The 25,313-nt window shown below is 66.6% G+C and carries 31 protein-coding genes; 11 read left to right on the top strand and 20 right to left on the bottom strand.

The window, feature by feature from the left end; genetic code table 11:
* Positions 1-57: 57 nt before the first annotated feature.
* Positions 58-2,244, bottom strand: a complete 2,187-nt coding sequence (locus ACODS2_RS04955; RefSeq protein WP_488997806.1) for a sensor domain-containing protein — start codon at positions 2,242-2,244, stop codon at positions 58-60.
* A 97-nt stretch (positions 2,245-2,341) separates the two neighbouring features.
* Here ACODS2_RS04955 and ACODS2_RS04950 point away from each other — a divergent pair, with 97 nt between their 5' ends.
* The gene (locus ACODS2_RS04950) at positions 2,342-3,022 is read left to right on the top strand and encodes a trimeric intracellular cation channel family protein (RefSeq protein WP_488997920.1); all 681 of its coding nucleotides are present in this window, start codon (positions 2,342-2,344) and stop codon (positions 3,020-3,022) included.
* A 2-nt stretch (positions 3,023-3,024) separates the two neighbouring features.
* A complete protein-coding gene (locus tag ACODS2_RS04945; RefSeq protein ID WP_488997805.1) occupies positions 3,025-3,438 on the top strand; it encodes a DUF2147 domain-containing protein in 414 nt (137 codons plus the stop codon).
* Between the two features lie 80 nt (positions 3,439-3,518).
* On the opposite strand, the gene ACODS2_RS04940 is transcribed toward ACODS2_RS04945, so the two are convergent.
* The 5 genes from ACODS2_RS04940 to leuC all read right to left on the bottom strand — a co-directional run bounded on the left by ACODS2_RS04940 (position 3,519) and on the right by leuC (position 8,649).
* Positions 3,519-4,517, bottom strand: coding sequence for an NADPH:quinone oxidoreductase family protein (locus tag ACODS2_RS04940; RefSeq protein ID WP_488997804.1), 999 nt, complete (start codon positions 4,515-4,517; stop codon positions 3,519-3,521).
* Between the two features lie 303 nt (positions 4,518-4,820).
* Positions 4,821-5,411: a 3-isopropylmalate dehydratase small subunit gene (gene leuD, locus ACODS2_RS04935; RefSeq protein ID WP_488997803.1), complete on the bottom strand. Its 591-nt coding sequence runs from the start codon at positions 5,409-5,411 to the stop codon at positions 4,821-4,823.
* Between the two features lie 110 nt (positions 5,412-5,521).
* The gene (locus tag ACODS2_RS04930; protein WP_298172534.1) at positions 5,522-5,698 is read right to left on the bottom strand and encodes a hypothetical protein; all 177 of its coding nucleotides are present in this window, start codon (positions 5,696-5,698) and stop codon (positions 5,522-5,524) included.
* A gap of 243 nt (positions 5,699-5,941) precedes the next feature.
* Complete coding sequence (locus ACODS2_RS04925) at positions 5,942-6,886, bottom strand: OmpA family protein (protein WP_488997802.1); 945 nt, start codon at positions 6,884-6,886, stop codon at positions 5,942-5,944.
* A 332-nt stretch (positions 6,887-7,218) separates the two neighbouring features.
* Positions 7,219-8,649, bottom strand: coding sequence for a 3-isopropylmalate dehydratase large subunit (leuC, locus tag ACODS2_RS04920; protein ID WP_488997801.1), 1,431 nt, complete (start codon positions 8,647-8,649; stop codon positions 7,219-7,221).
* A gap of 144 nt (positions 8,650-8,793) precedes the next feature.
* Here leuC and ACODS2_RS04915 point away from each other — a divergent pair, with 144 nt between their 5' ends.
* The gene (locus ACODS2_RS04915; RefSeq protein WP_488997800.1) at positions 8,794-9,300 is read left to right on the top strand and encodes a sterol desaturase family protein; all 507 of its coding nucleotides are present in this window, start codon (positions 8,794-8,796) and stop codon (positions 9,298-9,300) included.
* A gap of 37 nt (positions 9,301-9,337) precedes the next feature.
* Here ACODS2_RS04915 and ACODS2_RS04910 read toward each other — a convergent pair whose 3' ends face one another.
* From ACODS2_RS04910 to ACODS2_RS04860, 11 genes are all read right to left on the bottom strand, one after another.
* Positions 9,338-9,688 (bottom strand): YbaN family protein, encoded by a 351-nt coding sequence (locus tag ACODS2_RS04910; RefSeq protein WP_488997799.1) that lies wholly within the window; start codon positions 9,686-9,688, stop codon positions 9,338-9,340.
* A gap of 4 nt (positions 9,689-9,692) precedes the next feature.
* The gene (locus tag ACODS2_RS04905) at positions 9,693-10,103 is read right to left on the bottom strand and encodes a SufE family protein (protein WP_488997798.1); all 411 of its coding nucleotides are present in this window, start codon (positions 10,101-10,103) and stop codon (positions 9,693-9,695) included.
* 189 nt (positions 10,104-10,292) lie between these two features.
* On the bottom strand, positions 10,293-10,517 hold the full coding sequence (locus tag ACODS2_RS04900) for a hypothetical protein (protein WP_488997797.1): 225 nt from the start codon (positions 10,515-10,517) through the stop codon (positions 10,293-10,295).
* A gap of 19 nt (positions 10,518-10,536) precedes the next feature.
* Complete coding sequence (locus tag ACODS2_RS04895) at positions 10,537-10,785, bottom strand: hypothetical protein (protein WP_298173874.1); 249 nt, start codon at positions 10,783-10,785, stop codon at positions 10,537-10,539.
* A 24-nt stretch (positions 10,786-10,809) separates the two neighbouring features.
* Positions 10,810-11,094: a hypothetical protein gene (locus tag ACODS2_RS04890; RefSeq protein WP_488997796.1), complete on the bottom strand. Its 285-nt coding sequence runs from the start codon at positions 11,092-11,094 to the stop codon at positions 10,810-10,812.
* Positions 11,091-11,426: a hypothetical protein gene (locus ACODS2_RS04885; protein ID WP_488997795.1), complete on the bottom strand. Its 336-nt coding sequence runs from the start codon at positions 11,424-11,426 to the stop codon at positions 11,091-11,093. Before ACODS2_RS04885 ends, ACODS2_RS04890 begins: the two co-directional genes overlap by 4 nt.
* Positions 11,426-11,707 (bottom strand): hypothetical protein, encoded by a 282-nt coding sequence (locus ACODS2_RS04880; protein WP_488997794.1) that lies wholly within the window; start codon positions 11,705-11,707, stop codon positions 11,426-11,428. The genes ACODS2_RS04885 and ACODS2_RS04880 overlap by 1 nt, the downstream gene beginning before the upstream one ends.
* Positions 11,708-11,736: 29 nt before the next feature.
* Positions 11,737-12,120 (bottom strand): envelope stress response membrane protein PspC, encoded by a 384-nt coding sequence (gene pspC, locus ACODS2_RS04875; protein ID WP_421839195.1) that lies wholly within the window; start codon positions 12,118-12,120, stop codon positions 11,737-11,739.
* Positions 12,117-12,425 (bottom strand): envelope stress response membrane protein PspB, encoded by a 309-nt coding sequence (gene pspB / locus ACODS2_RS04870; protein WP_488997793.1) that lies wholly within the window; start codon positions 12,423-12,425, stop codon positions 12,117-12,119. Before pspB ends, pspC begins: the two co-directional genes overlap by 4 nt.
* A gap of 3 nt (positions 12,426-12,428) precedes the next feature.
* Positions 12,429-13,244, bottom strand: coding sequence for a phage shock protein PspA (gene pspA, locus ACODS2_RS04865; RefSeq protein WP_421839196.1), 816 nt, complete (start codon positions 13,242-13,244; stop codon positions 12,429-12,431).
* Positions 13,244-13,405 (bottom strand): hypothetical protein, encoded by a 162-nt coding sequence (locus ACODS2_RS04860; protein WP_170233763.1) that lies wholly within the window; start codon positions 13,403-13,405, stop codon positions 13,244-13,246. The genes pspA and ACODS2_RS04860 overlap by 1 nt, the downstream gene beginning before the upstream one ends.
* A 184-nt stretch (positions 13,406-13,589) precedes the next feature.
* Between ACODS2_RS04860 and pspF the strand changes: the two genes are divergently transcribed.
* Together pspF and recF are read left to right on the top strand one after the other, a co-directional pair.
* Positions 13,590-14,627: a phage shock protein operon transcriptional activator gene (pspF, locus tag ACODS2_RS04855; protein WP_488997792.1), complete on the top strand. Its 1,038-nt coding sequence runs from the start codon at positions 13,590-13,592 to the stop codon at positions 14,625-14,627.
* Between the two features lie 297 nt (positions 14,628-14,924).
* Positions 14,925-15,998, top strand: a complete 1,074-nt coding sequence (gene recF / locus ACODS2_RS04850; protein ID WP_488997791.1) for a DNA replication/repair protein RecF — start codon at positions 14,925-14,927, stop codon at positions 15,996-15,998.
* Positions 15,999-16,118: 120 nt separating this feature from the next.
* Here the strand turns inward: recF and ACODS2_RS04845 are convergent, their stop codons facing one another.
* A complete protein-coding gene (locus ACODS2_RS04845; protein ID WP_488997790.1) occupies positions 16,119-16,805 on the bottom strand; it encodes an arylesterase in 687 nt (228 codons plus the stop codon).
* A 57-nt stretch (positions 16,806-16,862) separates the two neighbouring features.
* On the opposite strand from ACODS2_RS04845, the gene ACODS2_RS04840 reads away from it, so the two are divergent.
* Positions 16,863-17,588: an ABC transporter ATP-binding protein gene (locus ACODS2_RS04840; RefSeq protein WP_488997789.1), complete on the top strand. Its 726-nt coding sequence runs from the start codon at positions 16,863-16,865 to the stop codon at positions 17,586-17,588.
* A gap of 79 nt (positions 17,589-17,667) precedes the next feature.
* Positions 17,668-20,211 carry an ABC transporter permease gene (locus ACODS2_RS04835; RefSeq protein ID WP_488997788.1) on the top strand — a complete coding sequence of 848 codons (2,544 nt, stop codon included), beginning with the start codon at positions 17,668-17,670 and terminating at the stop codon, positions 20,209-20,211.
* Between the two features lie 125 nt (positions 20,212-20,336).
* Here ACODS2_RS04835 and ACODS2_RS04830 read toward each other — a convergent pair whose 3' ends face one another.
* Positions 20,337-20,765 carry a DUF805 domain-containing protein gene (locus ACODS2_RS04830; RefSeq protein WP_488997787.1) on the bottom strand — a complete coding sequence of 143 codons (429 nt, stop codon included), beginning with the start codon at positions 20,763-20,765 and terminating at the stop codon, positions 20,337-20,339.
* Positions 20,766-20,972: 207 nt separating this feature from the next.
* Between ACODS2_RS04830 and typA the strand changes: the two genes are divergently transcribed.
* From typA to ACODS2_RS04815, 3 genes are all read left to right on the top strand, one after another.
* Entirely contained in the window at positions 20,973-22,799 is a 1,827-nt protein-coding gene (gene typA, locus ACODS2_RS04825; RefSeq protein WP_421839203.1) for a translational GTPase TypA, read from the top strand.
* Between the two features lie 130 nt (positions 22,800-22,929).
* A complete protein-coding gene (locus ACODS2_RS04820) occupies positions 22,930-23,451 on the top strand; it encodes a DUF1993 domain-containing protein (RefSeq protein ID WP_488997786.1) in 522 nt (173 codons plus the stop codon).
* 113 nt (positions 23,452-23,564) lie between these two features.
* Positions 23,565-23,912, top strand: a complete 348-nt coding sequence (locus ACODS2_RS04815) for a hypothetical protein (protein WP_488997785.1) — start codon at positions 23,565-23,567, stop codon at positions 23,910-23,912.
* 61 nt (positions 23,913-23,973) lie between these two features.
* Here ACODS2_RS04815 and ACODS2_RS04810 read toward each other — a convergent pair whose 3' ends face one another.
* On the bottom strand, positions 23,974-24,129 hold the full coding sequence (locus ACODS2_RS04810; protein WP_488997784.1) for a hypothetical protein: 156 nt from the start codon (positions 24,127-24,129) through the stop codon (positions 23,974-23,976).
* Positions 24,130-24,369: 240 nt separating this feature from the next.
* Here ACODS2_RS04810 and ACODS2_RS04805 point away from each other — a divergent pair, with 240 nt between their 5' ends.
* A complete protein-coding gene (locus tag ACODS2_RS04805; protein ID WP_488997783.1) occupies positions 24,370-25,299 on the top strand; it encodes a tetratricopeptide repeat protein in 930 nt (309 codons plus the stop codon).
* Positions 25,300-25,313: the final 14 nt, after the last annotated feature.

Genomic DNA, 25,313 nt, shown 5'->3' with positions numbered 1-25,313 from the left:
GACCCGCTTCGCGGGCCACCTCCCCATTTGTGCGTTCCGCAAAAATGGGGAGGACCTTCAGGCGCGTTTGCGGACTTCCACTTCGAGGAACTGGGGGGTGCTGCTGCTGGCCATGCGGGCGGCGGTGGCGAGGGCATAGGGGCTGGCGCGGTAGCGGGTGACGAGGCCGCCGGCGCCGTCGCTGACCAGCGGGGTTTCGAATTCGACGCCGATGGTCGCATCTTCGGAGCGCGAGACGGTGACGACGGCGAGCTGGCCCGCGCCGAGATCGAGCACGAGGCTGGTGCCGACGGGCACGCCGACGAGGCCCTCTATCCCCGCCCCCGTGGCCGAGAGATTGCGCAGCAGCGCTTCGTAGCGGTGGTCTTCGTGGATCACGCCGATGCGGCGATAGACCGAGCGGCGCTCAGGCCGGTGGCGCTGCGGGCCATCGGGCGGGATGCGCAGTTCGCCCGCCGCCATGCGTTGGAGCAGCACCGCTTGTTCGAGCGGGGGCGAATAGAGGTAGCCCTGGATGAACCGGGCGCCCTTGGCGCAGACGACATCGCGCTGATCGAAGGCCTCGACGCCTTCGACGGTGGTTTCCATGCCCAGCGCATCGGCCAGCCCGATAATCGCGGCGATGATCTTGGCGCTGTTCTGATCGCTGAGGGTGCAGCTTTCGACGAAGCTGCGATCGACCTTGAGCTTGTCGAACGGTGCGGCGCGCAAGTAGCTGAGCGAAGAGTAACCGGTGCCGAAATCATCGAGCGCGAGGCGGACGCCTAGGGACTTTAGCGCCTTGAACGCGCCATCGGTTACTTCACCATCGCCCATGAACACCGATTCGGTGAGTTCAAGCTCCAGCCGATCCGGATCGAGGCCGCTGGCATCGAGCACATCAGACACGATGCCGGGAAAATCGGGGTGGGCGAACTGCACTGCCGAGACATTGACCGCGACGCGCAAGGGGTGCGGCCAGAGCGCGGCATCGCGCGCGGCCTGGCGCAGCGCCCAGGCGCCGAGCTGGAGGATCATCCCGGTATCTTCGGCCACAGGGATGAACACCGAAGGCGGAATCGCGCCGCGCTGCGGATGCTCCCAGCGCATCAGCGCCTCGAAGCCGACGACGGCGTGATCATCGGTGCGCACGACGGGCTGGTAGACCATGCCGAGCTGGGGATCATCCCAGCTGTCGTCAGAACCATCGACCGAGGCGATGGCCTCGCGCAGCGCTTCTTCGAGCAGGCTGCGCTCTTCCTTCTCATCCTTCAAGTCGGAGGAGTAGAAGCGGAACTGGCCGCGTCCGCCGTGCTTGGCGGCATAAAGCGCGAGGTCTGCAGCGCGGACGATATCCTCGCGCTCGGTGCCATCGAACGGGGCGATCGCCATGCCGATCGAGACGCCGATGACGACGTGATTGTCGTCGATCGAATAGGGCTGCGAGATGAGGCCGATGATCCTGTCGGCGAGTTCGCCCAATTTGCCACGGTCTTCCTGATCGGCGAGCAGGATCTGGAACTCGTCGCCGCCGAGGCGGCCGATCTCACCCGCCGAGCCCACGACGCGGGTGAGGCGCTGGGCGACCTGACGGAGGAGTTCGTCGCCCGCAGGGTGGCCGAGCGTATCGTTGACGTGCTTGAACCGATCGAGATCGAGCATCATCAGCGTGGCGGGGCGCAAGGTGCCCCGGAACGCGGCGAGCACAGAATCGAAGCGGCGGGTGATGCGGTGACGATTGGCAAGGCCGGTGAGCGAATCGAATTCGGCGAGGCGCGAATCCTCGATGCGGCGTTCGTATTCCACCGTGATATCGCGCGCGCTGCCGCGATAGCCGTAGAACGCGCCGTCCGTTCCCGGCTTCGCCACATCGATCTTGGGCTGGCCCGAAAGCGCCCACCATGCGAGGCGCGTGCCGGGTGCGCAGCGATCAGGGACGAGGCGCACGGTCACGTCCGCGATCCGCGTGTGCGTGCCAAGCAGGAACTGCAGCGGGCGGTCCGAGCGTTCGCCGGGGTTTTCGGGATCAGTCTCGAACAGGCTGGTAAAGGGCTGACCGATCAGCATTTCCGGCGTAAGGCCGAAGCGTTCACAGGCAGCGGGGGAGATGTAGGTCAGGCAGCCGGAGGCATCGGTGGCCCAGAACCAACCGGAATGGCCTCGCTCGATATCCTCGAACACGGCCAGCCGATGCGCGGCATCATCACCGGGAGGCGACGGTTGCGGCGGCTTTGCGCCGTGCCAGGTCTTGAGCAGATTCTTCACTGCGCGCAGAGAGCCTGTTGGAGAAATAGACCGTTCCGGCCCGCATCCTAGGCACGCACTGGTTACTTTCGTCCTAAGTGGAGCGTTGATGAGCCCGATGTCCATCCTTGCGCTGAACCTGCCCGTGGCGCCGCGATTGCCGGCTTCGGATGTCTTTGCCCTGATCGCGGCGCTGGACCCGGCGGGCATCGCGATCACCGCGCTGAGCGGGGCGCTGCTGGCGGCGCGGATGCGGCAGACGTTCGTGACGATGGCGTTCTTTGCGGTGGTGACGGGCGTGGGCGGCGGCACAGTGCGCGATCTGCTGATCGGGGCGCCGGTGTTCTGGGTGCACAATGCCTGGACCGCGCCGGTGTGTCTGGGCGTGGCGCTGATGGTGTGGTTCAGCCCTGCGCGCTGGTGGCAGGGCGAGAGCACGCGGGTGATCGAATGGGCCGATGCGGCGGGGCTTGGCGCTTATGCCGTGCTGGGGACGGCGAAGGCACTGGCGCTGGGCGTGGCGCCAGTGCCGGCCGCGCTGATGGGCGTGATCACCGGCTGCGTGGGCGGCGTGATCCGCGACGTGATCGCGGGGCGGCCTTCGATCATCATGCGACCCGAGCTTTATGTGACGCCTGCCGCGCTCACTTCGGCGATTTGCGCGGGTGGACATATGGCGGGGATCGACAAGATGATCGTATGGCCGGTGGCGGCACTGGCAGGCTTTGGCCTGCGCGGCGCGGCGATCCACTGGCAGCTGGCGCTGCCGGCCTATGGATGGCGTAGCAGGGGGAAATGAGGATGCAGACGTTTTTGCTGGTTGGCGCCCTGTTGCTGGCAGCCGGAACAAGTGCTGCGGAGCAGGCGAGCCCTTATGGCCAGTGGCGCACGCCCGAGCGCGGCGGGCTGATCGAAGTGAGCCAGTGCGATGGCGGGCTTTGCGGGAAGATCCTCGGCGGATCGAGCGGCGGCGCAGAGGACAAGTTCGACCGCAACAACAAGAACCCGGCGCTGCGGGGACGGCCTTTGATCGGGATGTATATCTTCCGCGGGCTGAAACCGGCAGGCGGGAGCTGGAAGGGGACGATCTACAATCCCAACGACGGCGGGACCTATGCGGCGACGGTCTCGCTGCGCTCGCCGGGGGAACTGGTGGTGAAGGGGTGCTTGGTCTGGCCGCTGTGCAAGACGCAGGTCTGGGCGAAGGTGAAGTAGAGATTACCCCTCCGACCCGCCTGCGGCGGGCCACCTCCCCATTTGTGCGTGCCGCAAAAATGGGGAGGATCAACGCAGCCTTAGTCCATAGTCACCACGACTTTGCCGACGGCCTTGCGGTCCGCCAGCATGGCGATGGCTTCACCGCCGCGTGCGAGGGGGAAGCGGGCCGAGACGCGGGGGTTGATCTTGCCGGCTTTCAGCAGCTCGAACAATTCGGCGACATGTTCGGCGTTCTTCTGCGGTTCGCGCGCGGTGAAGGCGCCCCAGAATACACCGCAGACGTCGCAGGACTTGAGCAGGGTGAGGTTGAGCGGGAGGCGCGCGATGCCGGCGGGGAAGCCGACGACGAGGAAGCGGCCTTCCCACGCGATGGCGCGCACGGCAGGTTCGGAGTAATCGCCGCCGACGATATCGTAGACAATGTCAGCGCCGTTCGGGCCGCAGGCGGCCTTGAACGCATCGGCAAGGGCTTTGCTCTGGTCCTTGTCGAACGGCGGGCGGCCATAGATCACGACGTCATCCGCGCCGGCTTCGCGCGCGGCGGCGGCCTTTTCCTCGCTGGAGACAGCGGCGATGACGCGGTTGCCATAGGCCTTGCCGAGTTCGATGGCGGAAATGCCGACGCCGCCGGCGGCGCCGAGGACGAGCATGGTTTCGCCCGCCTTGATCCGGCCGCGATCCTTGAGGCCGTGGATGGTGGTGCCGTAGGTCATCAGGAGCGAGGCGCCAGTTTCGAACGACACGCCTTCGGGCAGCGGGAACATACGCGCCGCATCGAGCGCGACCTTTTCGGCAAGGCCGCCGTTGCCGCACATGCCGATGATGCGGTCGCCCACCTTCCACTGCGTGACGCCCTCACCCACGCTTTCGATGACGCCCGACACCTCGCCGCCCGGCGCGAAGGGGCGCTGCGGTTTGAACTGGTACATGTCGCGGATCATCAGCGTATCGGGGTAGTTGATCGCGCAGGCCTTGACCGCGACGACGACCTGACCGGGGCCGGCGACGGGTTCGGCAATCTCGTCGAGGGTGAGGGTTTCGGGGCCGCCGACGGCGTGGGTTCTGAGGGCTTTCATCGATCTCTCCGGTGCTTTGGTTGGCACCTTTGAGCCATGTTTTGGCGGGCTTGGGAAGGGGTTTTTAAGCGGGTGGTTAAGGGAGGAAGATTAGATTCGCGCAGAGGCGCGGAGGCGCAGAGGAAGAAGGGAATGGGTTCGCGCAGAGTTCGCAGGGTTCGCAGAGAAGAAGGTGGCGGCGAAGCTGCCTTGCAGGAGATCGAAAGCGCCTGCGGCGCGTGCAAGCCCTGATATCTTTGCGGTCTCCGCGATCTCTGCGCGACCCCCTTTGAACCCTCTCCGCGCCTCTGCGCGAAACTCAAATCAGGCCGGGTGGACGAGGAAGGGGCGCTCGGCGCTGGCTTTGGCTTCGTAGGCGCTGATGGCGTCGCCGCGGGCCATGGTGAGGCCGACTTCGTCGAGGCCATTGAGCAGGCAATGTTTGCGGAAGGCGTCGATCTCGAAAGAGAAGCGGTCCTGGAAGGGCGTCGTCACGGTCTGGGCTTCGAGGTCGATGTGCACGGGCTCGGTTGCCGCGACTTCCATCAGGCGGTCGATCGCTTCCTGCGGGAGGACCACGGTGACGATGCCGTTCTTGAACGCGTTGCCCGAGAAGATATCCGAGAAGGAAGGCGCGATGACGGCCTTGATGCCGAGATCGAGCAGTGCCCAGGCGGCGTGTTCGCGGCTGGAGCCGCAGCCGAAGTTGTCGCCCGCGATGAGGATCGGCGAGCCCTTGAATTCGGCGCTGTCGAAGATGTTGTCCGGATCCTTGCGGATCGCCTCGAACGCGCCGCGACCGAGGCCTTCGCGGCTGATCGTCTTGAGCCAGGCGGCGGGGATGATCACGTCGGTATCGACGTTCTTGCGGCCGAACGGGATGGCGCGGCCATCGATGGTGGTGACGGGTTCCATGGCGCGGGCCTTAGCCGCTAGGGCGGGCCGGATGCAAGGGGCGGCGCTTGATCGGATAGCTCGGTTACCCCTCCCCAACCCCTCCCCGTGCGGGAGGGGCTTTCCGGGGGTCAGTCCGTGTCGATGGGATCGACGGGGGGCTTGGGAGCCGCCTTTTCAGCGCGTTCCTTGCGGCGCGAGGAATAGAGGAGAGCGGCGGCCAGTGCGGCCGAGCCGATGGCTGCGCCGGCAATCGCGGCCGGGCCGGTCCAGCTGTTGCTGCTCTCTTTATCGGTCTTCTTGGTCACGGACGTGCTCCTTGATCCCGCCTCGCCTTCGAAGTGGCCTTGGCGAGCCGTGATTGCAAGCGGGCGAAGGGGGCTATCCGCAGGTGTGATGGGAAGAAGGGGTTTCTCGCAGAGACGCAAAGGGAAAGAAGGGCGCAGAGACGCGGTGCTGGTGAGCCGGCGTGGGCCGGAGCTTTGACCGTGTATGCCTGAAGCCGCTTCGCGGTCTCTTCTTCCTTCGCGTCTCTGCGAGAAACAGCTTCCTTACATTCCGTCGACGGCCTTGCTGACCATCACGTTGACCGCAACGCGGCGGTTCTGCGCGCGGCCTTCGGGGGTGCTGTTGTCCGCCAGAGGATTGGCGGTGGCCATGCCCGAGGGTGTGAGCATCTTGTAGGGCTTCCAGCCGCAGGCCTGCTGCAGATAGTTGACCACGCGGGTGGCACGCTGATCGCTGAGGCGCTGGTTGAGATCTTCGTTGCCCTTGGAATCGGCATAGCCGACGACGAGCAGGACCGCGTTCTTGATCCCCTGCGCCTGCGTGGCGGTGGCGCAAAGATCGGCCTTGCCCTGCGGCGTCAGCAGCGTCTTGCCCGAGGCGAAGTTCACGTTGGTGGTGCTCTTGATGTTGTAGTCGTCAATATCCCCAAAGCGGGTGCGCAGCGCCTCGGTCATCTGGCGGACTTCGGCGGTGGCAGCGCTCTGCTCCTCGAAGCCCTGCTTGGTGCCGGTGCGGATCATGTTGGCGATCTTGAGATCCTTGTCCTTGAACTGGATATCAGCCGCCATGAGCGCATCGCCCGACTGCAGGGTGTGGACCGTGACGGGGAGGCCATTGAGCAGCGCATTGGCGGCCAACTGCTGGCGGCTCATGCCGAAGAGGCCCTTGCTCGAACGGATCTTGGTGTAGTCGTTGACGTTGACGATGGTCTTGGTGCCATCGTCAGCCGTGATTTCCATGCGGTCTGCGCTGCGGCGCGAGATTACGCCCTTGATGTCCGGTCCCTTGGGCAGGGCGGCGGCATCGCTGGTGGGGGCGACGGTGGTGCGCAGCTCGGCGCCGGTGGCGACGGGGGGCTGGGCCTGATTCTGCTGGCTCTGATCGACCGGCGGGAGTTCCTGCGCCAGCGCGAATGAGCCGGCCGGCAGCTGCGCCGCAAACGCGACGGCGAGGGCAAGGCCGGTCTTTCCGGTAGTGAGGGCACGCATCGGGTTACTCCTTCAAGCTCTGTCATGACGCCGCGCGGGGGTGCCGCGGGCGGAAGCCGGATGCGCCGCAGCAAGGTTTTGCGGCGCCAAGATGAACGGCTTCGTCTCTTCCCTGCTGGAGCAGGCTTTCTGCCAGATGAACAGACAGGTTCAGATAGGTCGTGGCAAGGCTGCACCGTGCGGGTGCTGCGACAGAACGTTGCCGGTACGTACAAATGCCTGAATCAGCCCGATTTGACGCTGTCGACCAGCCGTGCACAGGGCAAGGCGGGCCGACAGCATAACCGGACAAGGCGAGCGAGAGGCGCTGCGGGAGGTGGAGTCGGGGCGGCTCAGACCAGTTCGCGCACGTCCGTCAGCCGGCCTGTCACCGCTGCGGCGGCGGCCATGGCGGGCGAGACGAGGTGCGTGCGTGCGCCGGGGCCCTGGCGGCCGACGAAGTTGCGGTTGGAGGTGCTGGCGCAGCGCTCGCCTGCGGGGACTTTGTCCGGGTTCATGCCGAGGCAGGCCGAGCAGCCGGGTTCGCGCCATTCGAGGCCGGCTTCGAGGAACACTTTGTCGAGGCCTTCTTCCTCAGCCTGCCGCTTGACGAGGCCCGAGCCGGGGACGACGATGGCCCAGGTGACGTTCGCGGCCTTCTTGCGGCCCTTGAGCACGGCGGCGGCGGCGCGCAGGTCCTCGATGCGGCTGTTGGTGCAGCTGCCGATGAAGACGTTCTGGATCTCTACCGAGGTGAGCGGCTGGCCCGGTTCCAGCCCCATGTAATCGAGGCTGGCGCGCGCGGCGGCCTGCTTGGAGGGATCGGCGAAGCTTTCCGGCGCGGGGACGACGCCGGTGATCGGCAGCACGTCTTCCGGGCTGGTGCCCCAGGTGACGCTGGGGGCGATGTCCGCCGCATTGATGACGACGGTCTTGTCGTACTTTGCACCCGCATCGGTGGCGAGGCTGCGCCACCAGGCGACGGCCTTGTCCCATTCCTCGCCCTTGGGCGCGTAGGGGCGGCCCTTGAGGTAGGCGAAGGTCTTGTCGTCCGGCGCGATGAGGCCGGCGCGGGCGCCGTGTTCGATCGCCATGTTTGAAACGGTAAGGCGGCCTTCGATGCTGAGGTCGCGGATGACCTGCCCGGTATACTCGATGACATGGCCGGTGCCGCCCGCCGCGCCGAGCACGCCGGTGATGTGGAGGACGACATCCTTGGCGGTGACGCCGGGGAGCAGCGTGCCTTCGACGCGGACTTCCATGGTCTTGGAGCGCTTCAGGAGCAGCGTCTGCGTGGCGAGTACATGCTCGACCTCGCTCGTGCCGATGCCGAAGGCGAGCGCGCCGAGGCCGCCGTGGCAGGCGGTGTGGCTATCGCCGCAGACGATGGTCGCGCCGGGGAGCGAGAAGCCCTGCTCCGGCCCGACGACGTGGACGATGCCCTGCTCCGCATCTGCATCGCCGATATAGCGGATGCCGAAGGCGGGCGCGTTGGCTTCGAGCGCTTCGAGCTGCGCGGCGCTTTCGCGATCGGCAATGGCGACGCGCGCGCCTTGGGAATCGCGGCGGGCGGTGGTCGGCAGGTTGTGATCGGGCACCGCGAGGGTGAGATCGGGGCGGCGCACCTTGCGCCCGGTAAGGCGCAGCGCCTCGAACGCCTGCGGGCTCGTCACTTCATGAACGAGGTGGCGGTCGATGTAGACGAGGCTGGTGCCATCGTCGCGATCCTCGACGACGTGGGCGGCCCAGATCTTTTCGTAGAGCGTTTTGGCTGTGCTGTTCATGGTATGGCGCGCTAGACCCGGTGCGGGGGCATTTCAAGGCGTGGCAGGGGGCGGCGGCGCAATTTTGTTACCCGTGAGGCCCATTCCCGGACCTGCCCCAGAGGATGTCTGGGAACAGGCCGCGGGCTGGTGTAGAGGGGCTGCATGATACAGTTTGCAATCGTGTTCGCGACCGTCTGGGCGATGGAGTTCATTGCCTGGAGCAGCCACAAGTATGTGATGCACGGCTTCGGCTGGGCGTGGCACCGCGACCATCACGAACCGCACGACGGCTTTTTCGAGCGCAACGACCTCTATGCGGTGGTCGGCGCGGCGATGTCGATCAGCGGGTTCATGATCGGCAGTCCGCTGATTGCGGGGGCCTATGCGTGGTGGCCGGCGACGTGGATCGGGGTGGGCGTGCTGATCTACGGGATCATCTATACGCTGATCCACGACGGCCTCGTCCACCAGCGCTGGTTCAAGTACGTGCCGCGTAAGGGCTATTTCAAGCGGGTGGTGCAGGCGCACAAGTTGCACCATGCGACGATCGGCAAGGAAGGCGGGGTGAGCTTCGGCTTCATCATCGCGCTCGATCCGGCCAAGCTGAAGCAGGAACTGCGGCGGCAAAGGGCGGCGGGGATTGCCGTGGTGCGCGACGCGGTGGATTGAGGTTCGCGTAGGCCCGAAAAATGGGGACTGTCCCTATTTATTCGTTGCGGGTCCAGATCCAGGTACCGCTGAGCGCCATGACCGCGAGCGGGATCAGCACCCACGGCCAGCCGGCGGTGAGGCCGGTGACCACGACCGAGACGGCCATGGCGATCAGCGCGGCCCATTTGGCGCGGCGGGGGATGGCGCGGCGCTGACGCCAATCGAGCAATAGCGGGCCGTAAGTCGGGTGATCGAGCAGGCGCTGCTCCCACACCGGATTGCCGCGCGCGAAGCAGAACAGCGCGAGCAGCAGGAACGGCACCGTGGGGAGCAGCGGCAGGAAAGCGCCGACTGTGCCGATGCCAACGAACATGAGGCCAGCGCCGGTCCAGAGGTGGCGGCGCATGTGGCTACCCCTGCGCGATCCGCGCGGCGTGTTCGCGCACGAGGGCGATCATGTTGGGGACGCCCTGGGTGCGGTTCGAGGAGAGCTGGTTCTTGAGGTCGAAGGGCGCGAGGACAGCGGCGATATCGGTATCGGCGACGGCCCGCGCCGGCTGATCCTGCACCGCGGCGAGGACGAGGGCGACAATGCCCTTGGTGATCGCTGCGTTGCTATCGGCAAGGAAATGGAGCGCGTCTCCGCTGGCAGCGACCGGATAGACCCAGACGCTGGCCGAACAGCCGCGCACGAGGGTGGCGTCGGTCTTCAGCGCTTCGGGCATGGGTTCCAGCTTGCGGCCGAGATCGATCAGCAGACGGTAGCGTTCGTCCGCGTCGAGGAATTCGTACTCTTCAAGGATGTCGTCGAGCTGGCTCATGGGCGGCGGACATAGCGGATTGGGCGCAGTGGGCAAGACGGTAGAAAGTACCCCTCCGTCAGCCCTTTGGGCTGCCACCTCCCCGAGACGAGCTCGGGGAGGGATTACCCCTCCGACCCGCTTCGCGGGCCACCTCCCCATTTGTGCCCTTCGACAAGCTCAGGACAAAAATGGGGAGGACCGGAGGGGTCAGAGATCGACGCCAGCGGCGATGGCTTCGAGCTTGCGCAGGCGTTCCTTGATGTCGCTGAGATCGATCATGCCGAGCGCGTGGTGGGTGCCATCCGCCGGGCGGGCGAGCTGGGTGCGCTGGAGATCGAGCCAGCCGTTCCACGCGGTGAGCGCGGTGCGGGCGAGGATCGCGATGGCCACCAGCGTGGCGGCGGCGAGCACGGCGGCTGTTGTGAAGGGCATGGCGGCTCTCTCCTTCGTCTCAGTGTTCGCGCAGGGCTTCGATATCCTGCGCGAGGCGGCTGGCATCGCGGCCATCGGTGAGGATGCGTTCGAGCACTTCGACGCGCTTCCTCAGTTCGATGACTTCGCGTTCGAGCGCCGGATCCGGCCGGCTGGCATTGCGCAGTTCGGCGAGCGGGTGGCCAAGGCCGGCCTCGTAACGGGCGCTGCGCATCTTGGCCCAGGCGAGGATCGCGACGATCGCGACAATGGCGCTCCAGAAGCTCATGGATCAGTCCTCAGGTGATGGGGTTCAGTTGGCGGTTGCGGTGCGCAGGTCTTCGATCTCGCTGGCGAGCGCGGCCACTTCCTGGCCCTGGCGATCGGTGGCGATGCGCTCGAGGACACGGACCCGCTGTTCGAGCTTCTGCGCCTGCACAGCAAAGCTGGCGGCCTGTTCGGCGCTTTCCTTGGCGGCGAGCTCCAGCTTGCGCTCCTTGAAGGCGAGGCGGCGCTTGTAGACATCGGCGATGACCCCGATGATCGAAATCAGGCCGATCATCAGCGCGGCAAAGGCAATGGCATCGGCGGCGTTCATTGCTTGGTGCTCCCTTGGCCGCGCAGGGCCTCGATCTCGTGAGTCAGCTGATAGCCGCTGTCGGTGACGATACGCTCGACATTGGCGAGGCGATCCTTGACCGAGCCGAGCTCGGCGCGGAGCTGGGCGTTTTCCTGGCTGAGCAGCTTGATCCGTTCCAGCTCGGCGTTGTTGGTCTTGGGGTAGATCGCCTGCCCCCAGGCCCCGTCGAGCGGGTAGCCGTGGCGGATGCGCAGCCAGGTGGTGAAGACCCAGCCGGCAACGGGGATCAGGGTGATCATGGCGATGAACGGGCCAAGGTCCGTCAGGCGCGAGATTTCTTCCGGTCCCATCAGTTCCTCCCGTGTTCGATGGCCGAGCCATCCCGGCGCGCCGAATCTCGCAGGGCCTCGATCTGGTTGGCGACGTCGTAGCTCTTGTCGGTAACGATGGCTTCGAGGACGCGGACCCGTTCTTCGAGAGCGGCGGCGCGGGCGGCGGCCTGGTTGCCGACTTCGCCCAGCGCCTTGGCGCGGATTTCCTCGATCTTGCGCTGGTGCTGGGTCCAGATCGCGAGGACCGGGATAAGGAGCGCGAGGATCGGGATCAGCAGGGCGAGTGTACCGTTGTCCATGGAAATTTCCCCCGGGGAGGTTCAGGCGATCAGCGCAGCTTCTCGATCTCTGCCGAGAGGCGCGGATTGCCGGAAACGTAGAACTGTTCGACTTCGGCGAGGCGGCGGTCGATATCGCGGAAGGTGCTGCGCACTTCCCGTGCGGTGCGGGCTGGCGACTGGCGCACGCCCTGCCAGAACTTCTGCTCTTCGCGGTCGACATAGAGCCGGGCGGGCTTCTTTTCGGCCAGGAAGCCCAGCGCGAAGTAGATCAGGAACGGCCAGCCCATCGAGAAGGCAAGGACCAGGAAGCCGATCCGGACCCACAGGACATCGATCCCGGTGTAGTCGGCGATGCCGGAGCACACGCCCATGAACTTGCCGTTGACCTTGTCGCGATAGAACTTGGTGCGTTGGGGCAGCTGGTTGCTCATTTGGAAATCCCCCTCTGCTGCGCGACCAGACGGTCCAGCTCGCGCAATTTCTGATTGTCGGCGTCCATATCGGGCAGGACCCGACCGGGACGGAATTCGGGATTGTCGGCGGCGACGAGGCGTTCGACGGTGTCCATGCGTTCATCGAGCCGGCGGGCGAGCTGGTAGAGCTCCTCGAGCAGCGCCTCGTCACCGGTGGTGAGCGTGGCGGCGGTCTTCCACCGGGTGATGTAGTGCAGCACGATCCACGGGAAGGCGATGAACAGCGAGAACATCGCGATCAGCGGGACAAAGATGTCTTCCATCGATCAGCCCTCCTTGCTTTCGCTCTGCCCGAGCGCGCGCTTCATGGCTTCGAGTTCCTCATCGACCTTGTCCTGCCCGGCGAGCGCGGCGATTTCGTCCGCGAGGTTGGGCTGGGCGCCATCGGCGAGGCTGAGCGCATCGGCGCGGCCTTCGGCATAATCGACGCGGCGTTCGAGCTGGTCGAAGCGCGAGAGAGCCTCATCCACGCGTTCGCTGGTCATCAGCGTGCGCAGGCGGACACGGTTTTCGGCGCTTTCGAGGCGGGCAGCGATCGCGGTCTGGCGGCTGCGGGCTTCGCGCAGGCGGGTCTGCAGCTTTTCGATGTCAGCCTCGTAGGCGCGCATCGAATCGTCGAGCACCTTGATCTCGCCGGCAAGCTGCGCGCCCATGTCGGCGGCCTTGTTCTTTTCGACGAGCGCGGCGCGGGCGAGGTCTTCGCGGCCCTTGGAAAGGGCGAGCTGGGCCTTGTCCGCCCAATCGGCCTGGAGCCGATCGAGCTTGGCGACGTGGCGGGCCATTTCCTTCTGATCGGCGATCGTGCGGGCAGCCGAGGCGCGCACTTCGACGAGGGTTTCCTCCATCTCCATGATGATCATGCGGATCATCTTCGCGGGGTCATCCGCCTTGTCGAGCAGGTCGTTGAAGTTGGCGGCGATGATGTCGCGGGTGCGGGAGAAGATGCCCATCAGGTTGGCTCCGGTGGTAAACGAGGCGGAAGGCCGCGGGGTTTCGGTATCGGGACGGCGTAGCGCACCAAGCTCGATTTCGAAACGGGATTGCGAGCGCCCGACTGGCTTGAAGGGCGTGTCCGCGCCCATCAGGCGAGCTCACCCGTGATCGCGGCGCTGGAAGCGACGACCTGGGGAGCCGCGGCAGCAACCGGGCGGGTGGCGACGGCGACGTTGAGCGCCATCATCGCTGCGATGCTGATCAGCGCCGCGCGGCCGAGCTGGGTCGAGAAGAAGCGGGCAGTGTACATCGAAAGTCTCCTGTTGGTTCCCTGTGCGGGAATTGATCCTTGCTTTGCATGGGGCGTGCCAAACTGCAGAAGCCCAGCAATTCCGGCGTTTTGGCGGATCAGCGAAATCGCTTATGTGGGGATTCTTGCCTAGGCTTGGGAATTTCTGCTAGACCTTGGGACAGACTACGAAGCGGGGCGCTCCATGGATCGCGAAGTCCAGTTCATCGGCCAATCGAGCGCCTTCCTCGATGCGGTGGAGCGCGCCAGCCGCGCCGCGCCGATGCGCCGCCCGGTGCTGGTGATCGGTGAGCGCGGGACCGGCAAGGAACTGATCGCCGAACGCCTCCACCGCCTCTCCACGCGGTGGCAGGAACCGCTGGTGACGATGAACTGTGCAGCGCTGCCCGAGACCTTGATCGAGGCGGAGCTGTTCGGACACGAGGCGGGCGCCTTTACCGGGGCGACGCGGGCGCGGGCGGGCAGGTTTGAAGAGGCGCATGGCGGCACGCTGTTCCTCGACGAGCTGGGCACGCTTTCAATGGGCGCGCAGGAGCGGCTGCTGCGCGCGGTGGAATATGGCGAAGTGGCGCGGATCGGGGCGAACAAGCCGATCATGGTCGATGTGCGGATCGTGGCGGCGACCAACGAGAACCTGCCGAAAATGGCCGACGAAGGGCGCTTCCGGCCTGACTTGCTCGACCGGCTGAGCTTCGAGGTGATCACGCTCCCCCCGCTGCGCGTGCGCGAGGGGGATATTGCGGTGCTGGCCGACTACTATGCGCGGCGCATGGCGGCAGAGCTGGGCTGGCCTTCATGGCCGGGCTTTGCCGCGCACGTGGCGAAGCAGATGGAAGACTATGCCTGGCCGGGCAATGTGCGCGAGCTGCGCAACGTGGTGGAGCGTGCAGTTTATCGCTGGGACGACCCTTCGCGCGCGATCGGGCATATCCAGTTCGATCCGTTCGAGAGCCCGTGGCGGCCGGCAGGGGCGGCGGCAGCAACAGTGAAGGCTGCGGGGAGCGCAGCGGCGGAGGCCCCTGCCCCTGTGGTTCAGCACGATCTGGATGGCGTGTGCGACTTGCGCGGCGCGGTCGATGCGCATGAGCGCGCGATCCTGGAGCACCATCTGGGGCGCAACCGCTATAACCAGCGGCAGACGGCAAAGGCGCTGGGCCTGACCTACGACCAGCTGCGGCACTGCCTGAAGAAGCATGGGCTGCTGGAGCGGGGTGAGGGTTAGGGTTCCGGGACTTGCGCTGCGGCGCGGGGAAGAGATTTTCGCGCAGAGGCGCGGAGGCGCGGATAAAGGGAAAATTGGTTCGCGCAGAGTGCGCAGAGATCGCTGAGATGTTCATCTTGCGGCGAAGCCGCGCTAACATTTCCTGAGGTCGTTTCTCAGATGAGAGCCTGCGGCGCACTCAACATCTTTGCGAACTCTGCGATCTCTGCGCGAAAATCATTTTCTCCGCGCCTCTGCGCCTCTGCGCGAGACCCCTTCCTTTTGCGCCTCCGAGAGAAACCATCTAACGGCTGAATGATGCCCCTCACCCGCCTCACCTTGCGCGATTTTCGCAACCATGCCGCGACGCGTCTGGAGGAGACAGCGCGCTTCAACGTGCTGATCGGGGAGAACGGCGCCGGGAAAACCAATGTGCTGGAGGCGATCTCGCTGCTCTCACCAGGGCGCGGCCTGCGGCGTGCGCAGCCGGCGGAAATGGCGGCGCGCGGCGGGGATGGCAGCTTTGCCGTGGCGGCGGAGCTCGGCGGCGGCGACATGGCGCTTGCGACCGCGACCACGCCCGCAGCACCGGGGCGGCGGACGGTGCGCATCAACGGCGCGGAAGGGCCGGCGGCGCGGCTGGGCGAATGGCTTTCGATCACCTGGCTGACGCCTGCGATGGACCGCCTGTTTGCCGAAGGCGCGGGGGCGCGGCGGCGGTTCCTCGACCGGCTGGTGCTGGCGGTGGAGCCGGGGCATGCGCGGGTCGCCAGCGGATATGAGACGGCGCTGCGCGAGCGGAACCGGCTGCTGGAAGGACCGGGGGAGCCTGATCCGCTGTGGCTCGACGGGATCGAGGTCGGCCTCGCCGAAGCGGGCGCGGAGCTGGCGCGGGCGCGGGCCGGACTGATCGCTGGACTGGCGGGCGCGCTGGCGGATCTGCCCGAGGCGCCGTTTGCGCGGCCGGCGCTGGCCTATGTCGCGGGCGGGCCGGTTGAGGCGGAGGCCTTGCGCGCGGCTTTGCGCGAAGGGCGGCGGCGGGACCGCGCGGCGGGGCGGACGCTGACGGGCCCGCACCGCGATGATCTGGGCGTCACGCTGGCGGCCAAGGCTGCACCGGCGGCGGATTGTTCGACCGGCGAGCAGAAGGCCATGCTGATTTCGATCGTGCTCGCCCATGCGGCGCTGACGGCAGGCGCGCGGCCGCAAGTGCTGCTGCTGGATGAAATCGCGGCGCATCTCGATCCGGTGCGGCGCGCGGCCCTGTATGAGCGGCTGGCCGAGGCGGGCGCGCAAGTGTGGATGACAGGGACGGAGCTTGCGCCGTTCGAGGGTCTGGGCGCGGACGCAGCGATGTGGCGCGTGGCGGATGGGGCGGTGGTGCGGGAGTAGGTCCCACGGGTCGTCATTGCGAGCGTAGCGAAGCAATCCAGGGCGGTAGTGCGCGGCGCTCTGGATTGCTTCGCTACGCTCGCAATGACGAAGTTTATGTGAAGATGGTGAGGGCGGACCCTAGCGCTCCGTCGCCGCTTTGAGCGCCTTGGCCACATCGTCTTTGGTCGCCGCGACGATCCGGTTCACGCCTTCGGCCGTGGGGTGGATATGGTCATCGAGCAGGAGCTTGTCGTTGCCGATCACCGCCTGCAGAAAGAACGGGACGAGCGGGGCTTTGTGCTTGGCGGCGAGCGCGGGGAAAATGGGGTTGAAGGCGCTGACATAGTCCTTCCCCATGTTGGGCGCGGCGAGCATGCCGGTGAGCATCGCGGGGATGTCGCGTTTGTCGAGTTCCGTCAGGATTGCATCGAGATTGGCGCGCGTTTCGGTGGGCGGCAGGCCGCGCAGCATGTCGTTGCCGCCGAGGCCGACAAGCACGAGCGCGGGCTTGCGCCTCTGGTTGTCGAGCGTGAACGCGAGCCGTTCGCGCGCGGCGGCGGTGGTATCGCCCGAGACGCCGGCATTGACGACGCGGGCCTTGATGCCGCCAGCGTTGAGCGCGGCTTCGAGGCGGGGCGGATAGCCCTCACCCGGTGCGAGACGGTAGCCAGCGTAGAGGCTGTCTCCAAAGGCGAGGATGACAGGGGCATCGGCAGGGATGGCGGGCGCGGCGGCGGCGGCCTTCGTCTGGAGGGCTTCGGGCGGCGGCGCTGGTTGGGAACAGGCGGCAATCGCAAGGGCAAGCAGCGGGATCAGGCGGCGCATCGGGAGTCCTCAAGGGCTAGGTTGCGAGGTGCAACCCATTCGTGGCAATAGCGGGAAGTGACAAGTTCCGCCACCGGCTCGCCCTCCCCTGCCCCCCTGATCCCAGCCCCCGTCATCGACGCGCGTGATCTGACGCTGAGCCTTGGACAAGGCGAGGCGCGGGTGGATGTGCTGCGCGGGGTGAGCCTTGCGGTCATGCCGGGGGAGACGGTCGCGCTGCTGGGGCCTTCGGGTTCGGGCAAGAGCTCGCTGCTGGCGGTGCTGGCGGGGCTGGAGCGCGCGGGAAGCGGTTCGCTGAGCGTGGCGGGGCAGGACTTCATGGGCCTTTCCGAGGATGCGCTGGCGGCGGCGCGGCGCGGGCGGATCGGGGTGGTGCTGCAGGCGTTCCACTTGCTGCCGACAATGACTGCGCTCGAAAACGTGGCGACTCCGATGGAACTGGCGGGGGTGCGCGATGCTTCGCCGAGCGCGCGCGCGGCGCTGGAGGCGGTGGGCCTTGCGCACCGCATGGGGCACTATCCGGCGCAACTTTCGGGCGGCGAGCAGCAGCGCGTGGCGATTGCCCGCGCGCTGGCGCCGCGCCCGGCGCTGGTCTTTGCCGACGAGCCGACGGGCAATCTTGACCATGCCAATGGCGGGGCGGTGGCGGAATTGCTGTTTGCGCAAGTCAGGCAAGTGGGCGCGACCTTGCTGATGGTGACGCATGACGAGGCGCTGGCGCAGCGCTGCGGGCGGATCGTGCGGCTGGAGGATGGGCAGATCGTTTCGGACAGCGCGTTGTGAGCCGGAATGGGACTGAGGATGCGCGAGCACCCTTCGACAGGCTCAGGGTGAGCGGGTCTTTGGGTTTGGGGCATGGCTCGTGAGCCGCTGGGCGCTGGCGTGGCGGCTCGCAAGGCGGGGGCTGGACTGGCGGTTTCGCGGGCTGCGGCTGCTGATCGTTTGCCTTGTGCTGGGGACGGCGGCGCTTTCCGCGATCGGCACGCTGACGGGCGGGATCGGGCGTGAGCTGGCGGCGCGCGGGCAATCGATGCTCGGCGGCGATCTGGAGCTGACGCTGGCGGGGCGCGCGGCGGCAGCGGACGAGCTGGCGGCGATACGCGGGCTGGGCACGGTTTCGCAGGGGGTTCGCTTGCAGGCGATGGCGCGCCGGGCCGAGAGTGCGGACGATGCGGTGCCTGTGGAGCTTAAGGCGGTCGATGCGCGCTGGCCGCTGTATGGCGCGTTCACCGTGGAAGGTGGGCGCAAGGCAGGCGCGCCGCAGGGGATGACCGCGTGGATCGATCCCGGCGTGGGCGACCGGCTGGGGGTCAAGGCGGGCGACCGGCTGAAGATCGGTCAGGCCGAACTCATCATCGGCGGCGTGATCGCGGGCGAGCCTGACCGCCTTTCCGAAGGCTTTGCGCTGGGTCCGACGGTGATCGTGAGCGAGGAAGCGCTCGCCGCCTCGGGGCTGGTGCAAGTCGGCTCGATGGCGCGGTGGAAGTACCGCCTGCGACTGGCGGACAAGGCCGATCCGGCGGCGCTGGCGGATAGCTTCAAGGCGCGGTTTGCGAGCAGCGGCTTTCAGGTCCGCACGCGCGACAAGGCCTCGCCGGGGCTGGACCGGTTTGTCGAGCGGATGGGGCAGTTTCTGGTGCTGGTGGCGCTGGCGGCGCTGGGGATTGCGGGAATCGGGATTGCGGGGGGCGTCTCCTCGTACCTCGAGGCGCGGCGGGCGAGCATTGCGACGCTGAAGATCCTTGGCGCCGATGCGGGCGATATTGTGCGGATCTACCTGCTGCAGATCGCGGCGGCGGCACTGGCGGCGATTGCGCTGGGGCTGCTGCTGGGCGTGGGCATCACGCCGCTGCTGGCGCGGGCGCTGGAGGGGCTGCTGCCGATCCCGCCTGGGTTTACCGTGGACGCAGGCGCGCTGGCGGTGGCAGGAGCCTATGGCCTGCTGATCGCGCTGACCTTTGCCGCGCCGCCGCTGCTGGACGCGCGGCGGGTGCCGGCGATGGCCTTGCTGCGCGCGCGGGTTTCGCCGCTGGGCAGGGGTTGGCGCGTTCCGCTGTGGGCGGCGCCGGTGGGCCTGGGACTGAGCGGGATTGCGGCGCTGGCGGTGCTGACCTCGCCGCAGCCTATGCTGGCAGCCGGGTTCCTCGGCGGGGCGGCGGCGGTGTTTGCGCTGCTTGCGCTGATCGGGCGGGGCCTTTCGTGGCTGGCAGCGCGGCTGCCCCGGCCCAAGCGGCCACTGCTGCGCATGGCGCTGGGCAATCTGCACCGGCCGGGGGCGCAGACATCGGCCTTGGTGGTGGCGCTGGGCTTTGCGCTGGCGGCCTTCGTGCTGCTGGCGGCGGTGCAAACGAGCATCGATGCCAATATCGCCAGGCGCGTGCCGCAGCGGGCGCCGGATTACTTCGTGCTCGATGTGCCGCGCGGCGCGGGCGCGGAAACGTTCAAGGCGCTGGTGCGGCGCGAGGCGCCGGGCGCGGCGGTGCGCATGGTGCCTTCGATGCGCGGCGCGGTGCTGGCCTATGGGCCGGAAGGCGCGATGACCGAGGTGACGGCGCTCAAGGCGATCCCCGAGGAATCGTGGCTGCTGCGCGGCGACCGGGGGCTGACTTATGCCGAGGATATCCCGCAAGGCAACGTGCTGAGTGCCGGGCGCTGGTGGCCGAAGGACTACAAGGGCGAACCGCTGGTTTCGGTCGATGAGGACCAGGCGAAAGCCATTGGCCTCAAGGTGGGCGACAAGCTGCGCATCAGCCTGCTCGGCACCGAGCGCGAGGCGCGGGTGGCGTCGCTGCGGCGGATCGACTGGGCCTCGTTCGGGTTCAACTATGCGCTGGTGTTCAGCCCCAATGCGCTGGAGGACGCGCCGCACACGTATGCCGCGACGATCACCCTTGCCGCGCCCGAAAAGCGGCAGGCGGTGCGCCGCGCGATCCTTTCGGGGCTGGTAAAGGCGCTGCCGGAAAGCTCGGTGATCGAGGTGGGGCCGGTGCTGGGGCAGGCGCGCACGCTGCTTGGGCAGGTTGGCACTGCGATCTTTGCCGCGGCGAGCGTGGCGGTGCTGGCGGGGCTTGCCGTGCTGGCTGGCGCCATCGCGGCGGCGCGGGCGGCGCGCCAGTATGACAGCGTGATCCTGCGCGTGCTGGGCGCGAGCCGGGGGCAGCTCCTCGCGCTACTGGCGGCGGAATATGCGCTGCTGAGCGCGGTGCTGGCGCTGGTGGCGCTGGTACTGGGCGGCGGTACCGCATGGCTGGTGATCGTGGAACTGTTCGAGTTCGACTGGGCGCCGGACTGGGGCCGCGTGCTGGGCGTTCTGGCCGGAGGCGTGGCGCTGGTGATGGTGCTGGCGGTGGCGGGATCGCTATCGGTGCTGCGGACCCGGCCGGCGGAGGCGCTGCGGGCGCTCTGATTTATGACCCCTCCCCCATTCGGGGGAGGCTGGGTGGGGGCGCGCGGCGGTGCGTACACACGAGAGGCCGAACCCCCTCCCCCAACCCCTCCCCTCCGGGAGGGGGGCATCAGGTTGCGCTTGCTCTACCGGAACACGTCGATATCGTTGGGGTTCTTGGGATCGAAGCCGTAGCGGTTCGGGCCGGGGGTGCCTTCGAGGCACATCAGGACGAGCAGCGCAAAACCGCCGAAGAAGGGGAGGAACATGAGCAGCAGCAGCCAGCCGGTGCGGTCCTGATCGTGCAGGCGGCGCACCGAAACGGCGAGCGCGGGGATGAAGCTCACCAGCGCAAACAGGCTGCCGATCGCTCCGCCTCCGCCCGTCAGGCGGCTGCCATAGCTGAAGCCGGTGCCAAAGTCCGTAGAGGTGCGGGCGACCTCGTTGGTGCCGAACAGCGCGTTGAGCACCACGAAGACCAGCACCCAGAACAGCACGAACATCCAGTATTCGCGGCGGCGCGAGCGGCCGGTGAATTCGCCGTAGCGGCGGTAGGGCAGCAGCATCCAGTTCATCGCGCAGGGGCCTTTCGTGATACCGTTACGGCAGGTAGAGCCATCAATCGGCGTTTGAGGCAAGGGTTGCTGCGCATTGCACGCTGGCCACCCTTGCCGCATCGCACAATTCCGGGTAAGCGCGCGCCGATGACCCGGCCTCAACGCTGGGCACGGCGTGCTGCCTGCGGCCTGCGCTGATCTCGTGATTCTATCGAAAGCGTCTTCATGTCCAATACCCTGCGCAATATCGCGATCATCGCGCACGTCGACCACGGCAAGACCACGCTGGTGGACCAGCTGTTCCGCCAGTCCGGCACGTTCCGCGACAACCAGCGCGTGGAAGAGCGCGCGATGGATTCGAACGACCTCGAAAAGGAGCGCGGGATCACCATTCTCGCCAAGTGCACCTCGGTCGAGTGGAACGGCACGCATATCAACATCGTCGATACCCCGGGCCACGCCGACTTCGGCGGCGAGGTGGAGCGCATCCTGAGCATGGTGGACGGCGTGATTCTGCTGGTGGACAGCAGCGAAGGCGCGATGCCGCAGACCAAGTTCGTGACCGGCAAGGCGCTGGCGCTGGGTCTCAAGCCCATCGTCGTCGTCAACAAGATCGACCGCCCCGATGGCCGCCCGCAGGAAGTGCTCGACGAAGTGTTCGACCTGTTCGTCAGCCTCGATGCCAATGACGAGCAGCTGGAATTCCCGGTGCTCTATGCATCGGGCCGCAATGGCTATGCCAGCGAAGACCAGGAAGCACGCGAGGGCACGCTGAACCCGCTGTTCCAGAAGATCGTCGATCACGTGCCGCCGCCGGCTGCGGACGTGGACGGGCAGTTCAAGTTCCTCGTGACCTTGCTCGACCGTGACAACTTCCTTGGCCGCATCCTGACCGGCAAGGTCCAGTCGGGCACGATCAAGGTCAACTCGCCGATCCACGCGCTGGACCGCGACGGCAAGATCGTCGAGACGGGCCGCGCCTCGAAGATCATGGCGTTCCGAGGTCTTGAGCGCGTGCCGGTGGACGAAGCCAAGGCGGGCGACATCATCTCCATCGCGGGCCTGACCGTGGCGACGGTGGCCAACACCATCGCCGATCCGACCGTGACCGAGCCGCTTTATGCGCAGCCGATCGATCCGCCGACGCTTTCGATGCGCTTTGCGGTGAACGATTCGCCGATGGCGGGGCGCGAGGGCACCAAGGTGACCAGCCGCATGATCCGCGACCGGCTGGAGCGCGAGGCCGAATCGAACGTGGCGATCAAGGTGACCGAGAGCGCAGACAAGGACAGCTTCGAAGTGGCGGGCCGCGGCGAACTGCAGCTGGGCGTGCTGATCGAGACGATGCGCCGCGAAGGCTTCGAGCTCGGCATCAGCCGCCCGCGCGTGCTCTATGGCGAAGACGAGGACGGCGGCCGGACCGAGCCTTATGAAACCGTCGTGATCGACGTTGACGACGAGTTCGCCGGCACGGTCGTGGAAAAGATGGCGACCCGCAAGGGCGAGATGACCGACATGCGCCCCTCGGGCGGCGGCAAGACGCGCATCACCTTCTCGGCGCCCTCGCGCGGCCTGATCGGCTATCACGGCGAGTTCCTTTCGGACACGCGCGGCACCGGCATCATGAACCGCCTGTTCGAGAAGTATGGCCCCTACAAGGGCCGGATCGAAGGTCGCAAGAACGGCGTGCTGATCTCCAACGGCGCGGGCGAGGCGGTGGCCTATGCACTCGGGCCGCTGGAAGAGCGCGGCATCTTGTTCGTGGGCGTGGGCACCCCGCTCTATGAGGGCATGATCATCGGCGAGAACGCCAAGCCCGACGATCTCGAAGTCAATCCGATGAAGTCGAAGCAGCTGACGAACTTCCGTTCGACCGGCAAGGACGATGCGATCCGCCTGACCCCGCCGAAGATCATGACGCTGGAACAGGCCATCGCCTATATCGACGACGACGAAATGGTCGAAGTGACGCCGAAGTCGATCCGGCTGCGCAAGGCGCTGCTCGATCCGCACGAGCGCAAGAAGGCCGGGCGGAAGAAGGAAGCGGCGTAAGCTTTCCGAGCCTCTGATGATACAGGGAGGGCGGCCTTTGCGGGCCGCCCTTTTCGTTTGGGGCCAGCGGGCATGGACCTGACCGCCCGGCAATGACATAGCCTGCGCCGAAACAACCGGAGCAGGACATATGCCGATTTCGCTTTACGACGCCGTTGTGCCTTCCAACTTGCAGATCCTGCGCGCGGTCGATGCACTGCTCGACAAGGCCGAGGCTTTCTGCGCCGAGCATGGGCGCGGCGAAAGCGATCTGATCGACGCGCGCCTCGCGCCCGACATGCTGCCGTTCGGCTATCAGGTGAAGAGCTGCGCAGCGCATTCGGTGGGGGCCGTCGCGGGGGTCAGGGCTGGCCATTTTGCGCCCGATCTGACGCCGTGGCCGACCGACTTCGCGGGCCTCCACGCGGCCATCCAGGGCGCCATCGCCGAGCTTTCCGCACTGGACCCGGCGGAGTTCGAAGCGCTGGGCGAGAGCGACACGCTGTTTGCGTTTGGCGAGATGAAGCTGCCCTTCACTGGCGCGAACTTCCTGCTCTCGTTCTCGCAGCCCAACTTCTATTTCCACGCCACGACCGCCTATGCGATCCTGCGCGCGCAGGGCGTGAAGGTGGGCAAGGGCGATTTCATGGGCATGCCGCGCATCAAGCGATGAACGCGGGCTCGGGCTCGGGATCAAATGGAAGGGCGGCCTTTGCGGGCCGCCCTTTCTGTTCGGGGAGGCGGTAGTGGGTAGAAATGAACGCCGCGCCCTGACATGCTTGTCACATGCCTGAGGAAACCATCACACTGTGGCGTCCGGTCGGACCGGCTGAACTCGAGCTCATCCGGCAAGCTGGTATGAAGGCCTTTCCACCGCGCTTGCCCGAGCAGCCAATTTTTTACCCGGTGACGACGGAAGAATACGCAATCAAGATAGCGCGGGACTGGAATGTTCGCGCCAGCGGGGCGGGTTTTGTCACGCGGTTTGAGGTACGGCGTGACTACCTCTCGCGATACGCGGTGCAGGACGCCGGAGGACGGGCGCATCGGGAATACTGGATTCCGGCCGAAGAACTGGAGGCGTTCAACCGCGCTATCGTTGGCGAGATTGCGGTGGTGCAAGAGTATCGCTGAATGGTGACCCGCGTGATGGTGCCGAACATGCAGTTTCCACCGAAAGACGAACAGATCGCGCTCAATCGGGCTCTGCGTCGACAGCTATGAGCGCTGGGTCCTGCTCATCAAGGAACTGCGCCTTCAGCACGACGCCAGCATTTTGGAGGCCGAGCGGATTGCGCTGGCGAACACGCATCGGCGCAAGTGAGCAGAGCGGCAGCTTCCGGTTCCACATCAGCTGACGTGGCGAATTGCGTTTTCTTTCAGAGCATTGTGCGAGCCGCCAGCTAGACCCCTGGGTGACGGAGTGGCACGAGGCTGATTCTGCGCAAGCCCGGCGATCCTGCCAGTACACAATCTAAAAAATTCTCGCCCCACACAGAACAAATCCCTGCGTCGAACCGTTGCCTGTCATGGTATGTCTTATGCGGAAGCGCTGCGTTTGCCGGGCGGCGCCAGGATCGGGAGCAGGGCTATGTCAGGTCGCGTGGGGCTTCGTGCGGTTACCCTTGGAACCCTTCTCATCCTTTTGCCGGTAGGGCCGGCCATCGCGGCGGGCGGTGGCGGCGGGGGCGGCGGCATGTCGGCGCCGAGCCAGTCTGCGCCGCAATATGATCCGGCAGCGGAATACCAGAAGGGCATTGCTGCCTATCAGGCGCAGAACTTCAAGGATGCGGTGACGGCTTTCCGGCATGTGACCGATGTGGTGGCGACGCATGCGCCCGCGCAGTATCTGCTTGGTTCGAGCTATCTGCAGATGGGTGAATTCAAGAAGGCGAAGCGGCCGCTGGAACAGGCGGTGCGCCATGATGCCACGATGATCGATGCGCACCGCGATCTCGGCGTCGTGCTGGCGAAGCTGGGCGATACCGCCAAGGCGGGCGAGCAGCGCGACATGCTCACCGCGCGCAAGACGCAGTGCGCCGCGACGTGCCCGGATGCGGCCAGCCTCGATGCGGCAATTGCGGCTGTGGATGCCGCGATGGCAGGATCTCCGCAGGCCTTTGCGCCGCAGCGCGCCATCGCGCCGCTCGCTTCGATCGACGCTGTCTATGTTTCGGCGGTGAGCAAGATCAACGAGCACCGCTATGGCGAGGCCATTGCCGAGCTGGAAAGCTCGCTATGGGCGGCGGGGCCGCATCCCGATGTGCTGACCTATCTCGGCTTCGCGAACCGCAAGCTCCACCGCTATGAAACGGCGCGCGGGTGGTACGAGATGGCGCTGGCGGTGGCGCCGAACCATCGCGGCGCGCTGGAATACTACGGCGAGCTCAAGCTGGAGCTGGGGGATGTGGCCGGAGCGCGGCAACACCTCGCGCGGCTGGATGGCCTGTGCGGTTTCGGGTGCCAGCAGGCCGACGAACTGCGCCGCTGGCTGCGGGAGTCAGGCAAATCCGCCTCCTGACGGCCAGCGCCGCG

The sequence above is a fragment of the Novosphingobium sp. FG137 genome (assembly GCF_057809735.1).
Note: the sequence above shows the minus strand (reverse complement) of the source record. Positions and strands in the feature narration are given on the sequence as shown.

Excerpts from the sequence above, each read along its gene's own strand:
- ACODS2_RS04950 (WP_488997920.1), top strand. The coding sequence starts at position 2,342 with ATGTCCATCCTTGCGCTGAACCTGCCCGTGGCGCCGCGATTGCCGGCT.
- ACODS2_RS04945 (WP_488997805.1), top strand. The coding sequence starts at position 3,025 with ATGCAGACGTTTTTGCTGGTTGGCGCCCTGTTGCTGGCAGCCGGAACA.
- ACODS2_RS04940 (WP_488997804.1), bottom strand. The coding sequence starts at position 4,517 with ATGAAAGCCCTCAGAACCCACGCCGTCGGCGGCCCCGAAACCCTCACC.
- leuD (WP_488997803.1), bottom strand. The coding sequence starts at position 5,411 with ATGGAACCCGTCACCACCATCGATGGCCGCGCCATCCCGTTCGGCCGC.
- ACODS2_RS04925 (WP_488997802.1), bottom strand. The coding sequence starts at position 6,886 with ATGCGTGCCCTCACTACCGGAAAGACCGGCCTTGCCCTCGCCGTCGCG.
- leuC (WP_488997801.1), bottom strand. The coding sequence starts at position 8,649 with ATGAACAGCACAGCCAAAACGCTCTACGAAAAGATCTGGGCCGCCCAC.
- ACODS2_RS04915 (WP_488997800.1), top strand. The coding sequence starts at position 8,794 with ATGATACAGTTTGCAATCGTGTTCGCGACCGTCTGGGCGATGGAGTTC.
- ACODS2_RS04910 (WP_488997799.1), bottom strand. The coding sequence starts at position 9,688 with ATGCGCCGCCACCTCTGGACCGGCGCTGGCCTCATGTTCGTTGGCATC.
- ACODS2_RS04905 (WP_488997798.1), bottom strand. The coding sequence starts at position 10,103 with ATGAGCCAGCTCGACGACATCCTTGAAGAGTACGAATTCCTCGACGCG.
- ACODS2_RS04900 (WP_488997797.1), bottom strand. The coding sequence starts at position 10,517 with ATGCCCTTCACAACAGCCGCCGTGCTCGCCGCCGCCACGCTGGTGGCC.
- ACODS2_RS04895 (WP_298173874.1), bottom strand. The coding sequence starts at position 10,785 with ATGAGCTTCTGGAGCGCCATTGTCGCGATCGTCGCGATCCTCGCCTGG.
- ACODS2_RS04890 (WP_488997796.1), bottom strand. The coding sequence starts at position 11,094 with ATGAACGCCGCCGATGCCATTGCCTTTGCCGCGCTGATGATCGGCCTG.
- ACODS2_RS04885 (WP_488997795.1), bottom strand. The coding sequence starts at position 11,426 with ATGGGACCGGAAGAAATCTCGCGCCTGACGGACCTTGGCCCGTTCATC.
- ACODS2_RS04880 (WP_488997794.1), bottom strand. The coding sequence starts at position 11,707 with ATGGACAACGGTACACTCGCCCTGCTGATCCCGATCCTCGCGCTCCTT.
- pspC (WP_421839195.1), bottom strand. The coding sequence starts at position 12,120 with ATGAGCAACCAGCTGCCCCAACGCACCAAGTTCTATCGCGACAAGGTC.
- pspB (WP_488997793.1), bottom strand. The coding sequence starts at position 12,425 with ATGGAAGACATCTTTGTCCCGCTGATCGCGATGTTCTCGCTGTTCATC.
- pspA (WP_421839196.1), bottom strand. The coding sequence starts at position 13,244 with ATGGGCGCGGACACGCCCTTCAAGCCAGTCGGGCGCTCGCAATCCCGT.
- ACODS2_RS04860 (WP_170233763.1), bottom strand. The coding sequence starts at position 13,405 with ATGTACACTGCCCGCTTCTTCTCGACCCAGCTCGGCCGCGCGGCGCTG.
- pspF (WP_488997792.1), top strand. The coding sequence starts at position 13,590 with ATGGATCGCGAAGTCCAGTTCATCGGCCAATCGAGCGCCTTCCTCGAT.
- recF (WP_488997791.1), top strand. The coding sequence starts at position 14,925 with ATGCCCCTCACCCGCCTCACCTTGCGCGATTTTCGCAACCATGCCGCG.
- ACODS2_RS04845 (WP_488997790.1), bottom strand. The coding sequence starts at position 16,805 with ATGCGCCGCCTGATCCCGCTGCTTGCCCTTGCGATTGCCGCCTGTTCC.
- ACODS2_RS04830 (WP_488997787.1), bottom strand. The coding sequence starts at position 20,765 with ATGAACTGGATGCTGCTGCCCTACCGCCGCTACGGCGAATTCACCGGC.
- typA (WP_421839203.1), top strand. The coding sequence starts at position 20,973 with ATGTCCAATACCCTGCGCAATATCGCGATCATCGCGCACGTCGACCAC.
- ACODS2_RS04820 (WP_488997786.1), top strand. The coding sequence starts at position 22,930 with ATGCCGATTTCGCTTTACGACGCCGTTGTGCCTTCCAACTTGCAGATC.
- ACODS2_RS04815 (WP_488997785.1), top strand. The coding sequence starts at position 23,565 with ATGCCTGAGGAAACCATCACACTGTGGCGTCCGGTCGGACCGGCTGAA.
- ACODS2_RS04810 (WP_488997784.1), bottom strand. The coding sequence starts at position 24,129 with ATGTGGAACCGGAAGCTGCCGCTCTGCTCACTTGCGCCGATGCGTGTT.
- ACODS2_RS04805 (WP_488997783.1), top strand. The coding sequence starts at position 24,370 with ATGTCAGGTCGCGTGGGGCTTCGTGCGGTTACCCTTGGAACCCTTCTC.